Raw genomic sequence first — 13,384 nt, 5'->3', positions numbered from 1 at the left:
CCAAGGTTGGCCGCCGTGTCATTTCGCCGGCGCCGGCGGTCAGCTGCCGCGCGCGCGGCGCACGGTAACGCTCTCGCCGCCGATGCCCCAGTTGTCGGTGTCGACCTCGTCGATCACCACCACGGTGGTGGCCGGGTTCTTGCCCAGCACGTCGCGCAGCAGGTCGGTCACCCCGGCGATCAGTTCCGCCTTCTGCTCGGGCGTCGCGCCCTCACGGGTAATCTTGATATTCACGTACGGCATGGTTTTTCCTCGGTAAGGGTGGGCCGCGACCCGCGGTCGCGGCCACGTTCAACGGATGCCGGACGCGCGACCCACCACGCGCCCAGCGACACACTCAACAACGCACCGGCCAGCGCCGGCGTCAGCGGCTCGTGCAAGAGCGGCACCGCCGCCACCCCGGCCACCACCGGGATCAGCGCCATCAGCGCCGCCACCCGCGACGGCCCCAGCAGCGCCACCGCGCGCAGGTAGCACAGCATGGCGACGATGGCCGGGCTGATGCCGTGAAACAGCGCCTGGCCGGCGATCACCGGCCACGGCGTCTGCGCCAGCCCCTTGGGCAGCCACAGCAGGTAGACCGGCAGGTACAGCAGCGCCGAGGCCAGGGTGACGAAACTGGTCATCTGCCACGCGTCGTACGGCCGGCGCTTGGCCAGCAGCGCGTACAGCGCCCACAGCACGCCGGCCAAGAGCAGCATGCCGTCACCCAGCCACTGCCCCGGTGCCGCCTGGCCGGCGAACAGCGGCCACGCCAGCAGCAACAGCCCCAGCGCCATCAGCGCGTAGCCCGGCCACGTCGCGCGTTGCGGCCAACCCTGCCGCCACAACAGCAGCAACAGGGCAAGCAGGAAGGGCTGCAGGCCGGCCACCAGCAGCGCCAGGTGCGCCGCCGGCACCCAGCGTACCGCACCGTAGCACAGCAGGCAGAAGGCGACGCAGCCGATCAGCGCCAGCCCCCACATGGCCGCGTCGCGCCACGCGGCGGCCGGCGGCCTGGGCAGCCAGCACAGCACCGCGCTGGCGGTGGCCAGCCGCAGCGCCAGCACATCGTACGGCGTCAGCGGCGTCTTGCCGCCGAGGCGGGCGATCAGCATGAAGCTGCTCCACAGCAGCACGCAGGCCAGGATGTAGACATAACCGCGACGCGGGACGGCAGGGGACATGGCAGGCTTTCGGCAACGACGATCAGGCACCCACTATGCCGCAGCACGCCCATCCTGAAAAATGAATTAACATGATCATAATCATCTTCCCAAGAGAACGATCATGGACCTCGGTGACCTCGCCATTTTCCAGGCGGTGCTGCAGGAAGGCGGCATCACCGCCGCCGCGCGCCGCCTCAACCGCGTGCAGTCCAACATCACCACCCGCATCCGCCAGCTGGAAGACGACCTCGGCGTGCCCCTGTTCCAGCGCGAGGGCCGTCGGCTGCAGCCGACGCCGGCGGCGCGCATCCTGCAGGACTACGCCGGCCGCCTGCTGGGGCTGGCACAGGAGGCGCGCGACGCGGTGGTCAGCAACGCGCCGCAGGGCCAGCTGCGGCTGGGGGCGATGGAAAACACCGCCGCGGTGCGGCTGCCGCCGCTGCTGGCCGACTTCCACCAGCGCTACCCGGCGGTGCAGCTGGAGCTGCGCACCGGCGCCACCGCGCGCCTGATCGCCGAGGTGCTGGCCGGCACGCTCGATTGCGCGCTGGTGTGCGGCCCGGTGGAGGACCCGCGGCTGGAGAGCCAGCCGTTCTGCCGCGAGACGCTGCTGCTGATCGGCGCGCGCGGGCGGCCGCCGCTGCCGGACGACCAGCCGCACACGCTGCTGGCCTTCGACAGCGGCTGCGCCTACCGCCAGCGGCTGGAGCTGTGGCTGCGCCATAGCGGCTGCGCGGTGGACCGCATCGTGGAGCTGGACTCCTACCACGCGATGATCAGCTGCGCCGCCAGCGGCATGGGGCTGGCGCTGGTGCCGCAGGCGCTGCTGGCCTGCCTGCCGGCCGGCGACAGCGTGGCCTGCCACGCGCTGCCGGAGCACATCGCCATCGCCGACACCGTGCTGATCCGCCGCCGCCAGCAGCGCCACGCCGCGGTGGACGCCTTTGCCGCGCTGCTGGCAGCCCGTGCCACGAGCGGCGGCGAAAGCGCGGCCTGATGCCGGGCCAGGCGGCCGTTCGTGAAAAATCTTTCCAATCAAAAGGATAAGCAGTCGCAATTGACCAAAATCAACATGCCATCGTCACACCACGGCTAGCATCCGGCGCATTGTTGTCATCGCAAGACCGTTTCATGACAACAACCACCCCCTCATCACCGGATGTCGCCATGCCCCGTCTGCAACTCGCCGGATTGTCTCTGGCCCAAAAGCTCAGCCTGTTGCTGAGCATCGCTCTTTTCGTGATCCTCGGTATCGCCGGGGTCGTCCTCAGCAGCTGGCTGGGAGAGCGCATGGAGCAGCGCTCGATCGACGCCATGAGCCAGACCAACCGCCAGGTGGTGGACACCATCGACGCCTACGCCAGCGTGCTGGAAGGCAATGCCCGCAACAGCGCGGCGCAGCTGGCGGCCAGCCTGCCGCAACCACTGCGCAACGACAGCAGCGCCCCGGTCAGCGTCGGCGGCGTCAGCACCCCGGCGCTGTACGGTGGCGAGCTGCTGCTCAACGGCAACGAGGCGCTGGTCGACCGCTTCACCACCGCCACCCGCGGCGTGGCGACGCTGTTCGTGCGCGAGGGTAACGACTTCGTGCGCGTCGCCTCGTCGCTGAAGAAGGAGGACGGCACCCGTGCCGTCGCCACCCGTCTCGACCACGACCACCCCGCCTACCCGCTGCTGCGCGGCGGCCAGCCGTACACCGGCCCCGCCAACCTGTTCGGCCGCGACTACATGACCCACTACCTGCCGCTGAAGGATGGCAGCGGCGCGGTGGTCGGCGCCCTGTTCGCCGGCATCGACTACAGCGACGGGCTGCAGGCGCTGAAGCAGAAGATCCTGTCGCTGAAGATCGGCGACAGCGGCTACGTGTACGTGGTGGACGCCAAGAACCGCCCCGGCGAGCTGCTGATCCACCCCAATGCGGCCGGCAAGAACCTGCTGGACAAGACCGACGCCGACGGCAATCCCTTCATCAAGACCATGCTGGCGCAGAAGAACGGGCAAAGCAGCTACCTGTGGCTGGACCCGGGCGCCAGCGAACCGCGCCGCAAGCTGGCCACCTTCCTCACCTACGAGCGCTGGGGCTGGCTGGTGGCCACCGGCGCCTACCAGGACGAGCTGGTGCGCGAGCCGCACGAGATGCAGCTGAAGATGCTGCTGGGCACGCTGCTGGTGACGCTGCTGCTGGTGGTCCTGGTGTACTTTTCGATGCGCCACTGGGTCAGCCGCCCGCTGGCGCAGCTGGTGGATACCTCGCGCCGCGTCGCCTCCGGCGACCTGACCGTGAGCATCGACAGCCGGCGCCGCGACGAGATCGGCGAGGTGCTGGCCGCCAGCGACCACATGTGCCAGGCGCTGCGCCAGCTGATCAGCGAGGTGAACCAGAGCGTGGACAGCCTGGCGCACAACGCGCACAACCTGGCGGCGCTGTCCGACGACGTGTCCGGCAGCTCGCGCGAACAGAGCGCGGCGGTGTCGGCGATGGCCGCCTGCGTCGAGGAAATGACGCAGAGCATCCAGCAGGTCAACCAGCACGCCGGCAGCGCGCGCGAGCTGGCGGTGCAGTCGGACGAGGTGTCGCGCAGCGGCGAGGCCGTCGTCAGCCGCACGGTGCAGACCATGCGCGAGATCGCGGCGGCCTCGGGCAGCACCGCCGCCACCGTCACCCAGCTGGGCGAGCGCTCGGAGCAGATCAGCCGCGTGGTGACGGTGATCCGCGACATCGCCGAGCAGACCAACCTGCTGGCGCTGAACGCGGCGATCGAGGCGGCGCGCGCCGGCGAGATGGGACGCGGCTTTGCCGTGGTCGCCGACGAGGTCCGCAAGCTGGCGGAGCGCACCACGCAGTCGACGCTGGAGATCAGCGCCACCGTTGGCCGCATCCAGAACGAGGCGCGCGAGGCGGTGGACAGCATGAGCAGCGGCGTGGTGCAGGTGGAGGCCGGGGTGAAAGCGGCCGGCGAGGCCGGCGCCAGCCTGCAGAGCATCCGCGACGGTGCCAAGCAGGTGGAGCTGGCGGTGGCCGGCATCTCCGACGCGCTGCGCGAGCAGAGCACCGCCAGCCTCGACATCGCCCACAACGTGGAGCGGGTGGCGCAGCAGGCCGACCAGAACCACCGCAAGGCGCACGACGCCTCGCTGGCCGCCTGCGAGATGACGGCGATGGCGCAGCAGCTGCGGCAGTCGGTGGCACGCTTCCGCGTGTAAGAACCTGTTCATGCCTGCTGCGCGCAGGCACCCAACAGCAAAAAGGCGTTACCGCAGCGGTAACGCCTTTTTGCTTGCGGCCAACCCTGGCCGGCACTCACTTCATGCCCAGCCGCTCCAGCCGGTAGCGCAGCGAGCGGAAGCTGACGCCGAGCAGCCGAGCAGCCTGGGTGCGGTTGCCGTCGCTGGCCTGCAGCGCCTTGTCGATGGCGGCGCGCTCGACGCGGTCGAGGTAGTCCTGCAGCGTCTCGCCGCCGTCCTGCGGCTGCGCGCCGGGGACGGCCGCCTCCGCGCCGCTGGCGCCCAGCTGCAGGTCGCCGGCGCGGATGCAGCCGTCGCTGGCCAGCGCCACCGCCCGCTCCAGGATATTCTCCAGCTCGCGGAAGTTGCCGGGGTAGTGGTAGGCCAGCAGTGCCTGCAGCGCGGTCTCGTCCAGCTGCGGCTGCGCGCTGCCGGCGCTGAAACGCTGCAGCAGGCGGGCGACGAACTGCGGCAGGTCGTCGCGCAGCTCGCGCAGCGGCGGCATCGCCAGCCCGATCACGTTGAGGCGGTAGTACAGGTCCTGGCGGAAGCGGCCCTGTTCCACCAGCTGCACCAGGTCGCGGTGGGTGGCGCTGACCAGGCGCACGTCGACCGCCTCCTCCTGCGCCGCGCCCAGCCGGCGCACCTTCTTTTCCTGGATCGCACGCAGCAGCTTGACCTGCATCGCCAGCGGCAGGTCGGCGACCTCGTCGAGGAACAGCGTGCCGCCGTGGGCGAGCTGGAAGAAGCCGTCGCGGTCGGCGTCGGCGCCGGTGAAGGCGCCCTTGCGGTAGCCGAAGAACTCGCTCTCCATCAGCGTCTCCGGGATCGCGCCGCAGTTCACCGCGACGAAAGGCTGGCTTGCGCGCGCGCTCTGCTCGTGGATCTGCCGCGCCGCCTGCTCCTTGCCGGTGCCGGACTCGCCACTGATGTGCACCGCCGCCTGCGTCCGCGCCAGCTTGTCTATCATCGCGCGCACGTCGCGGATCGCCGCCGCGCCGCCCAGGAGGCGCGGTTCGCTGCCGTCGGCGGCGGCCGGCGCCGGCTCGCGTACCGCCAGCGCCGACTTCACCAGCGCGCGCAGCGCGGCCAGGCTCAGCGGCTTGGCCAGGTAGTCGAAGGCGCCGGCCTTCATCGCCGCCACCGCGTTCTCGGTGCTGCCGTAGGCGGTGATCACCGCCACCGGGATGTCCAGCTGCTGTTGCTGGATGTACTGCACCACCTGCAGCCCCTCGCCGTCCGGCAGCCGCATGTCGGTGAGCACCAGGTCGCAGCGCTCGCGTGCCAGCAGGCGACAGGCGTCGGCCACGTTGGCCGCCGCCAGCACCTGCAGCCCCATCTTGAGCAGGGTCAGCTGCAGCAGCTCGCGCAGGTCCGGCTCGTCGTCAACGATCAGTACGCAGGAGGAGGTCGGGGTCATGGCTTTCCGGAAAGGTCAGTTGAAAGCAGCCGCCGGGCGGCTGGTAGGACAGCTGCGCGCCGTTGGCCTGCGCCAGCTCTCGCGCGATGTACAGGCCGAGGCCGGTGCCGCTGCTTTCGGTGGTGAAGAAGGGTTCGAACAGGCGGCCCTGCGCGGTGGCATTGAGGCCGGGGCCGTCGTCCAGCACCGTCAGCCGCTGTGCGGTGGCCACCAGCTGCACCGCACCCGGCTGCGCGCTGCCGTGACGGCAGGCATTGGCCAGCAGGTTGGTGAGGATGCGCTGCAGGTGGCTGCGGTCGAAGCGCACCGTCGCCCCCGCCTCCACCTGCCAGCCGAGGCGGCCGTGGTATTCCGGGTGCGCCAGCAGGAAGCTCTCGATCAGCTCGTCGACAAAGGGGCGCAGCGGGAACACCTCGCCGTGCACGCGGTCGCGGCGGCCCAGTTGCAGCACCTCGGCCACCAGATGCTCGATGCGCGCGCAGTTGTCGCGCACCATGCCGCTCAGCCGCTGCGTCAGCGGTGTCGCCGCCTCTTCGCCCAGCAGCTCGGCGGCGTGGCTGATCGCCGCCAGCGGGTTGCGGATCTCGTGCGCGATATTGGCGGTCAGCCGCCCCAGCGCCGCCAGCTTCAGCTGCTGCGCCTCGGCGGCCAGCTGGTCCGCCGGCCGCAGGAACATCACCAGCAGCAGGCTGTCGTCCTCCGCCAGCGGCACCATGCGTCCGATCAGCTGCCGGCCGCCCAGATCCAGATCGACGGCCTGCTCCCGCAGCGGCAGGCCCTGCTGGTGCCAGCGCCGGATCAGCGGCTGCAGCGCCGGCGGCGACTGGTCGCGCTGCAGCTCGCCGAACAGGCGGCTGGCCGGGGTGTTGAACTGGCGCAGCACGCCCTGCGCGTCCAGCACCAGCACCGCCTCGCGCAGCGCCTGCAGCGCCAGCGCGTTGACGCGGTTGAGGCTGGCCAGCTGGCTGCCGCGCAGCGCCGCCAGCAGCTCGGACTGCCGCGCCTTGCGCGACAGCAGCCACATGGTGGCGCTGGTGACGAAGCCGGCGATCGCCAGCAGCGCCGCCTGCAGCAGCTGGCTGCTGTCCAGCCCGTCGTGCCAGGCGTTCAGCGCGACGCTGGCGAACAGGCTGAAGGTGGCCAGCGCGGCGTAGAACAGCGCCAGCCGGCCGCTGACCAGCATGCCGGCCACCGCCAGGAAGGGCAGCAGCAGCATGCCGAAGCCGCTTCTCACACCGCCGTAGAGATGGGTAAAGGTGCTGATCAGCACGATGTCGGCGGCCAGCGTCGCCGTCAGCAGCCACGACAGCGGCAGCGCCAGGCGGCCGACCAGCGCGCCGGCCACCACCAGCGCGCCGTAGGCCAGCGCCCACTGCCCCAGCGCGACGCGATCCAGCGCCTGCTCCGGCAGCACCCACTGCGTCATCAGCAGCAGCACCGCCACCAGCGCGATGCGGAACAGGTTGAAAAAGCGCAGCGCCTTGCGGGTCGACAGCAGCGAGGCGGGCGGCGGCGTCATCGCGTTCAGTCCGGCTGGCGGATGGCGCCGACTGTCCACTTCTTCGGCAGCAGCTTGCCCTTGGCGCCGCGCTTGCCGTCGAATTCGGCCAGCGCCAGCTTCTCGTCCGCGCTCTTGCCGCGCACCGAGACCGTGGACAACAGCGCCTTGTCGCCGGCCACCAGGCCGATGGCGGTCAGCGCCTCGCCCGCGGCCAGCGACATCAGCATCAGGCCGCGGCCCTTGGCCAGCTCCTTCAGCTCGCCGGCCGGGAAGGCCAGCGCGCGGCCGCCGTCGCTGGCGGCCACCAGGCGCACACCGTCAAGGTTGGCCGCAATGCGCACCGGCGCCAGCACCGTCTCGCCGGCGTCCAGCGTCAGGAACGCCTTGCCGGCCTTGACGCGGCCACTCATGTCGCCAAGCTTGGCGATGAAGCCGTAGCCGCCGCTGCCGGCCACCACGTAGCGGGTGGCGTCCGGCGCCGACAACAGCTGCGCCGGCTTGGCGCCGTCCTGCAGCTCGACCAGGGACGCCACCGGCACGCCGTCGCCGCGCCCGGTCGGCACGTCGGCGGGGTCGATGGTGTAGGCGCGGCCGCGGCTGTCGAGCACGATCAGCGACCACACGGTGCGCGTCTCCACCACGGTGTGCAGGCCGTCGCCGTCCTTGAAGCTCAGCGCCGACAGGTCGACGTTGTGGCCGACGCGGGCGCGGATCCATCCCTTCTGCGACAGGATCACCGTCACCGGCTCGTCGGCGGTGGTCTGCGTCAATACCGCGCGCTCGGCGGCCTTGATCTCGCTGCGGCGCGCGTCGCCGTACTTCACCGCATCGCTGCGGATTTCCTCGGCCATCAGCCCGCGCAAGGCCGCCTCGCTGGACAGCAGGTGGCGCAGGTTGTCGCGTTCCTTGCGCAGGTCGGCCAGCTCCTTCTCCAGCTTGAAGCCTTCCAGCCGCGCCAGCTGGCGCAGGCGGATCTCGAGGATGTCCTCGGCCTGCGCCTCGGACAGGCCGAAGGCCTTGATCAGGTCCGGCTTCGGCTCGTCCGACTCGCGGATCACGCGGATCACCTCATCGATGTGGATGAAGGCGATCATGCGCCCTTCGAGGATGTGGATGCGCTTGTCGACCTGGCCCAGGCGGTAGTTCAGGCGGCGGGTGATGGTGTGCTGGCGGAAGCTCAGCCACTCGGCGAGGATGGCTTTCAGCCCCTTCTGCGCCGGACGGCCGTCGAGGCCGATCATCACCAGGTTCATCGAGGCGTTGCCTTCCAGGCTGGTCTGCGCCAGCAGGATGTTGATGAACTCGTCCGGGTCCTGGCGGCTGGATTTCGGCTCGAACACCAGCCGCACCGGCTGTTCGCTGTCGGACTCGTCGCGCACGCGGTCGAGCAGCGACAGCATCAGGCTCTTCAGGTTCTGCTGCTCCTGGGTCAGCGCCTTCTTGCCGGATTTCAGCTTCGGGTTGGTGGCTTCCTCGATCTCGGCCAGCACCTTCTGCGCGCTGGAGCCGGGCGGCAGCTCGGACACGATCACGCGCCACTGGCCGCGCGCCAGCTTTTCCACCTCCCACTTGGCGCGCACGCGCACGCTGCCGCGGCCAACCTCGTAGGCGGCCAGGATGTCCTCGGCCGGGGTGATGATCTGGCCGCCGCCGGGGAAGTCCGGTCCCGGCACGTGAGCCATCAGCTCGGCGGTGCTGAGGTCAGGATCGGCCAGCAGCGCCAGCGCGGCGGAGGCGACCTCCTTCAGGTTGTGCGGCGGGATCTCGGTGGCCATGCCCACCGCGATGCCGGAGGCGCCGTTGAGCAGCATCATCGGCAGGCGGGCCGGCAGCAGCGCCGGCTCCTCGAAGGCGCCGTCGTAGTTGGGCACGAAGTCCACGGTGCCCATGTCGATCTCGGACAGCAAGAGCTCGGCGATCGGGGTCAGTCGCGCCTCGGTGTAACGCATCGCCGCCGCACCGTCGCCGTCGCGCGAGCCGAAGTTGCCCTGGCCGTCGATCAGCGGATAGCGCAGGGTGAAGTCCTGCGCCATGCGCACCAGCGCCTCGTAGGCGGAGCTGTCGCCGTGCGGGTGGTACTTACCGAGGATTTCGCCGACCACGCGGGCGGATTTCACCGGCTTGGCGCCGTGCACCAGGCCCATGTCGCGCATCGCGTACAGGATGCGGCGCTGCACCGGCTTCTGGCCGTCGGCCACCTCCGGCAGCGCGCGGCCCTTGACCACGCTCATCGCGTATTCGAGATAGGCGCGCTCGGCGTACAGGTCGAGCGCCAGATGGCCGTCGTCGTCGACCAGATCGGCCGCCGGCGGCGCGGGCGGGGCGGGGGGCACGCTGGCGTCGGGCAGCGTGCCGGCAAACAGATCGTCGTGATTCATAAGGGTCCGTACGGCGTGCGGTCAGCACATCGTGCTATGGTTTGGGTCACAAAACTGGCAATGGGGCAAATTGTACTATGGCAAGTCAAGTGAAGTGGCACTGCCACGGTTTCGGGGACTTCGGCGTGCAGCAGCTGTACGAGGTGCTGCAGCTGCGCGATCAGGTGTTCGTGGTGGAGCAGCAGTCGATCTACGGCGATCTGGACGGTCTGGACCAGCGCTGCTGGCATCTCAGCGGCCGCGACGGCCGCGAGCGGCTGGTGGCCTACGCCCGGCTGCTGGCGCCGGGCGTCAAGTACCCGGACGCGGTGGCCATCGGCCGGGTGGTGATCGCGCCCGATCGCCGCGGCGGCGGGCTGGGGCGGCAGCTGGTGCGGCAGGCGATCCACCACTGCGAGCAGCTGTATCCGGGGCGCGCCATCATGCTGTCGGCGCAGGCCTCGCTGCAGCGCTTCTACGAGGGTCTCGGCTTCGTGGTGCAGTCCGAGCCCTACGACGACGGCGGCATCCTGCACCTGGACATGCGCCGCCACAACGCCTGCGCCTGACGCGGCCTGACCGGGTGCGAGCGGCGGCCGGCGCAAGGTTGGCCGCGACCGCCTAGCGGTGGCGCGGCATGCCCTCGCCGCAGACGTCGTGCCAGGCCATGAACACGGTGACGAACATCACCGGCAGCCATAGCAGCAGGCCGAGGCCGAAGGGCAGCAGCGCCAGCCCGAACAGCACCGCCAGGATCAGGCCGCAGTACAGCATCGCGCCCCAGTTCGCCATGCCGGCGCGCGCGCTGTAGCGCATCGCCGGCAGCGGCTCGCCCTCGCGCAGCACGATTTCCGCCGGCGCGAACCAGTAGCTCAGCGACGCGACGAACAGGCTGCCGCCCATCAGCAGCGTCAGCAGCAGCATCAGCACCGGCGAGCGCTCGAACGCCTGCCCGGTCTGCAGCGTGTCGCCGAACAGCAGCAACAGCAGCACCGCCATCATCATCAGCAACAGCACCAGCAGGCCGAAGTAGGCGATGCCCAGCATCACCAGCCGCTGCCAGTGCGGCTTCAGCATCAGGAACAGGTCCAGCGGCCGCAGCTGCTCGCCGCGCATCGCCTTGGCCGCGGCCAGCACGAAGCCGCCGGCGAACACCGGCACCGACACCATGCTCAGGAACTGGCCGACCACCGGCAGCGCCGCCACGGTGAGCTGGATCATGCCGTACATCGCGGCAAACAGCAGCCAGGTCAGCGGCTGCTCGCGCACCAGGAAAAAGGCCTGCTGGATCCAGACGCCCCCCTGGCGAAACGGCACCTTGTGCGGCACCGGAATGGATAGAGACTCCACGGCTGACAACTCCCCTGTTGTTGATGTGATGGCCGCCCGCCAGTGCACGGTGGCGGCATAAGCCCCGGCAAATGACTCACCATTGGCATGGTTATACCCGCTGGCACCGCCTTTCTGCCGAAAATCCTGCCCTTTGCCCCGCCGCAGCCTGCGGCCAACCTTGCCTGAAAAGACCGAATTCAGCGATAATTCCATGATTTCGCAACGGTTACCCCGTCGGCAAAAGCGATGGCGTCACTGTTGTTCCGGTTCCCTACAAATTGAGGTTCTTCTCGCATGGTCTCCCGCACCGAGCTTGCCAATGCCGTACGCTTCCTGTCGATGGACGCGGTGGAAAAGGCCAAATCCGGTCACCCCGGCGCCCCGATGGGCATGGCGGATATCGCCGAAGTACTGTGGCGCGATCACCTGAAGCATAGCCCTGTCAATCCAGACTGGTCCAACCGCGACCGCTTCGTGCTGTCCAACGGCCACGGCTCCATGCTGCTGTACAGCCTGCTGCATCTCTCGGGCTACGACCTGTCGATCGACGATCTCAAGAACTTCCGCCAGCTGCACAGCAAGACCCCGGGCCACCCGGAGTACGGCTACGCACCGGGCGTGGAGACCACCACCGGCCCGCTGGGCCAGGGCATCAGCAACGCGGTGGGCATGGCGCTGGCCGAGAAGATCCTCGCCGCCGAATTCAACCGCGACGGCTTCCCTATCGTCGACCATCACACCTACACCTTCCTCGGTGACGGCTGCATGATGGAAGGCATCAGCCACGAAGCCTGCGCGCTGGCCGGCACCTGGGGCCTGGGCAAACTGATCGCCTTCTACGACGACAACGGCATCTCCATCGACGGCGACGTCGAAGGCTGGTTCACCGACGACACCCCGGCCCGCTTCGAAGCCTACGGCTGGCAGGTGATCCGCCACGTCGACGGCCACGACGCCGAAGAGCTGCAGATCGCCATCGCCACCGCGAAGAAGGAAACCGCGCGGCCAACCCTGATCTGCTGCAAGACCGTGATCGGCAAGGGCGCACCGAACAAGGAAGGCGGCCACGACGTGCACGGCGCGCCGCTGGGCAGCGCCGAAATCGCCGCCGCGCGCGCTAACCTGAAGTGGGCGTACGAGCCGTTCGTGATCCCGCAGGACATCTACGACGCGTGGAACTACCGCGCCAAGGGCAGCGAGCTGGAGGCCGGCTGGAACCAGCTGTTCGCCGACTACGCCGCCGCGCATCCGGAACTGGCCGCCGAGTACACCCGCCGCATGGCCGGCGAACTGCCGGCCGGCTGGGACGCGCACGTCGCCGCCAAGATCGCCGCCGCCAACGACAAGGGCGAGACCATCGCCACCCGCAAGGCCTCGCAGAACGCCATCGCCGCGCTGGCCGAGGTGCTGCCGGAACTGGTAGGCGGCTCCGCCGACCTGACGCCGTCCAACCTGACCAACTGGCCGGGCTCCGTTGCCGTGACGGCCGAAGCCGGTGGCAACTACATCCACTACGGCGTACGCGAGTTCGGCATGGCCGCCATCATGAACGGCCTGGCCCTGCACGGCGGCGTGAAGCCGTTCGGCGCCACCTTCCTGATGTTCAGCGAATACGCGCGCAACGCGCTGCGCATGGCCGCGCTGATGAAGATCAACCCGGTGTTCGTGTTCACCCACGATTCCATCGGCCTGGGCGAAGACGGCCCGACCCACCAGCCGGTGGAACAGATCGCCACCCTGCGCCTGATCCCGAACATGGCGGTATGGCGTCCGTGCGACACCGTGGAATCCATGGTGGCCTGGGCCGACGCGCTGGCCGCCAAGGATCACCCGTCCTGCCTGATCTTCAGCCGCCAGAACCTGCCCTTCGTCACCCGTGACGCCGCGCAGATCGCCGGCGTGAAGAAGGGCGGCTACGTGCTGCGCGATGCGGCCGACGCCAAGGCGGTACTGATCGCCACCGGTTCCGAAGTGGAACTGGCGCTGAAGGCGCAGGAAGCGCTGGCCGCCGAAGGCATCGCCGTGCGCGTGGTGTCCATGCCGTGCACCAACGCCTTCGACAAGCAGGACAAGGCCTACCAGGCCAGCGTGCTGCCGGCAGGCGTGCCGCGCGTGGCCATCGAGGCCGGCGTCACCGACAGCTGGCGCAAGTACGTGGGCCTGGAAGGCGACGTGGTCGGCATCGACCACTTCGGCGAATCCGCCCCGGCCGGCGTGCTGTTCAAGGAATTCGGCTTCACCGTGGACAACGTGGTCGCCAAGACCAAGGGCGTGATCCGCGCATAACTGACAGGCCGCCCCGCCTCGCGCGGGGCGGCCGCTTCGTTTCTGTGCCACCAGACCGGCAAAAGCCGGCAGACACGGGCACTTTCCGGTTTCAGACATTTTTCTTGGGAGAGAA

Annotated in this window: 10 protein-coding genes; 4 read left to right on the top strand and 6 right to left on the bottom strand. The window is 69.5% G+C overall.

Annotated features, from left to right (window positions below):
- Positions 1 to 39 precede the first annotated feature (39 nt).
- Together IE100_RS05650 and IE100_RS05645 are read right to left on the bottom strand one after the other, a co-directional pair.
- Positions 40 to 243: a tautomerase family protein gene (locus IE100_RS05650; RefSeq protein WP_120810359.1), complete on the bottom strand. Its 204-nt coding sequence runs from the start codon at positions 241 to 243 to the stop codon at positions 40 to 42.
- Positions 231 to 1,166, bottom strand: coding sequence for a DMT family transporter (locus tag IE100_RS05645; RefSeq protein ID WP_189373145.1), 936 nt, complete (start codon positions 1,164 to 1,166; stop codon positions 231 to 233). Before IE100_RS05645 ends, IE100_RS05650 begins: the two co-directional genes overlap by 13 nt.
- A gap of 103 nt (positions 1,167 to 1,269) precedes the next feature.
- On the opposite strand from IE100_RS05645, the gene IE100_RS05640 reads away from it, so the two are divergent.
- Together IE100_RS05640 and IE100_RS05635 are read left to right on the top strand one after the other, a co-directional pair.
- Entirely contained in the window at positions 1,270 to 2,145 is an 876-nt protein-coding gene (locus IE100_RS05640; protein WP_189373144.1) for a LysR family transcriptional regulator, read from the top strand.
- Between the two features lie 170 nt (positions 2,146 to 2,315).
- Positions 2,316 to 4,352: a methyl-accepting chemotaxis protein gene (locus IE100_RS05635; RefSeq protein ID WP_189373143.1), complete on the top strand. Its 2,037-nt coding sequence runs from the start codon at positions 2,316 to 2,318 to the stop codon at positions 4,350 to 4,352.
- Positions 4,353 to 4,449: 97 nt separating this feature from the next.
- On the opposite strand, the gene IE100_RS05630 is transcribed toward IE100_RS05635, so the two are convergent.
- From IE100_RS05630 to parC, 3 genes are read right to left on the bottom strand one after another with little or no spacing between them, the layout of a single operon-like run.
- Positions 4,450 to 5,793, bottom strand: coding sequence for a sigma-54-dependent transcriptional regulator (locus IE100_RS05630; protein WP_189373142.1), 1,344 nt, complete (start codon positions 5,791 to 5,793; stop codon positions 4,450 to 4,452).
- Positions 5,759 to 7,312 (bottom strand): sensor histidine kinase, encoded by a 1,554-nt coding sequence (locus IE100_RS05625; protein ID WP_189373141.1) that lies wholly within the window; start codon positions 7,310 to 7,312, stop codon positions 5,759 to 5,761. The genes IE100_RS05630 and IE100_RS05625 overlap by 35 nt, the downstream gene beginning before the upstream one ends.
- Positions 7,313 to 7,317: 5 nt before the next feature.
- Positions 7,318 to 9,672, bottom strand: a complete 2,355-nt coding sequence (gene parC, locus IE100_RS05620) for a DNA topoisomerase IV subunit A (protein WP_229800246.1) — start codon at positions 9,670 to 9,672, stop codon at positions 7,318 to 7,320.
- 89 nt (positions 9,673 to 9,761) lie between these two features.
- Here parC and IE100_RS05615 point away from each other — a divergent pair, with 89 nt between their 5' ends.
- Positions 9,762 to 10,220, top strand: a complete 459-nt coding sequence (locus IE100_RS05615; RefSeq protein WP_229800245.1) for a GNAT family N-acetyltransferase — start codon at positions 9,762 to 9,764, stop codon at positions 10,218 to 10,220.
- Positions 10,221 to 10,272: 52 nt separating this feature from the next.
- Here IE100_RS05615 and IE100_RS05610 read toward each other — a convergent pair whose 3' ends face one another.
- Positions 10,273 to 11,001, bottom strand: a complete 729-nt coding sequence (locus IE100_RS05610) for a BPSS1780 family membrane protein (RefSeq protein ID WP_189373139.1) — start codon at positions 10,999 to 11,001, stop codon at positions 10,273 to 10,275.
- Between the two features lie 276 nt (positions 11,002 to 11,277).
- Here IE100_RS05610 and tkt point away from each other — a divergent pair, with 276 nt between their 5' ends.
- A complete protein-coding gene (gene tkt / locus IE100_RS05605; RefSeq protein WP_189373138.1) occupies positions 11,278 to 13,269 on the top strand; it encodes a transketolase in 1,992 nt (663 codons plus the stop codon).
- The last annotated feature ends 115 nt before the right edge of the window (positions 13,270 to 13,384 follow it).

Origin of the sequence: Vogesella alkaliphila, from assembly GCF_014652475.1 — a bacterium.
GTDB classification, from domain to species: Bacteria; Pseudomonadota; Gammaproteobacteria; order Burkholderiales; family Chromobacteriaceae; genus Vogesella; species Vogesella alkaliphila.
The sequence above is the reverse complement of the archived record's forward strand: the minus strand, read 5'-3'. Positions and strand labels throughout refer to the sequence as shown.

What these genes read in the sequence shown, in the direction of transcription:
- IE100_RS05650 (WP_120810359.1), bottom strand. Translation starts at nt 243, where the DNA reads ATGCCGTACGTGAATATCAAGATTACCCGTGAGGGCGCGACGCCCGAG.
- IE100_RS05645 (WP_189373145.1), bottom strand. Translation starts at nt 1,166, where the DNA reads ATGTCCCCTGCCGTCCCGCGTCGCGGTTATGTCTACATCCTGGCCTGC.
- IE100_RS05640 (WP_189373144.1), top strand. Translation starts at nt 1,270, where the DNA reads ATGGACCTCGGTGACCTCGCCATTTTCCAGGCGGTGCTGCAGGAAGGC.
- IE100_RS05635 (WP_189373143.1), top strand. Translation starts at nt 2,316, where the DNA reads ATGCCCCGTCTGCAACTCGCCGGATTGTCTCTGGCCCAAAAGCTCAGC.
- IE100_RS05630 (WP_189373142.1), bottom strand. Translation starts at nt 5,793, where the DNA reads ATGACCCCGACCTCCTCCTGCGTACTGATCGTTGACGACGAGCCGGAC.
- IE100_RS05625 (WP_189373141.1), bottom strand. Translation starts at nt 7,312, where the DNA reads ATGACGCCGCCGCCCGCCTCGCTGCTGTCGACCCGCAAGGCGCTGCGC.
- parC (WP_229800246.1), bottom strand. Translation starts at nt 9,672, where the DNA reads ATGAATCACGACGATCTGTTTGCCGGCACGCTGCCCGACGCCAGCGTG.
- tkt (WP_189373138.1), top strand. Translation starts at nt 11,278, where the DNA reads ATGGTCTCCCGCACCGAGCTTGCCAATGCCGTACGCTTCCTGTCGATG.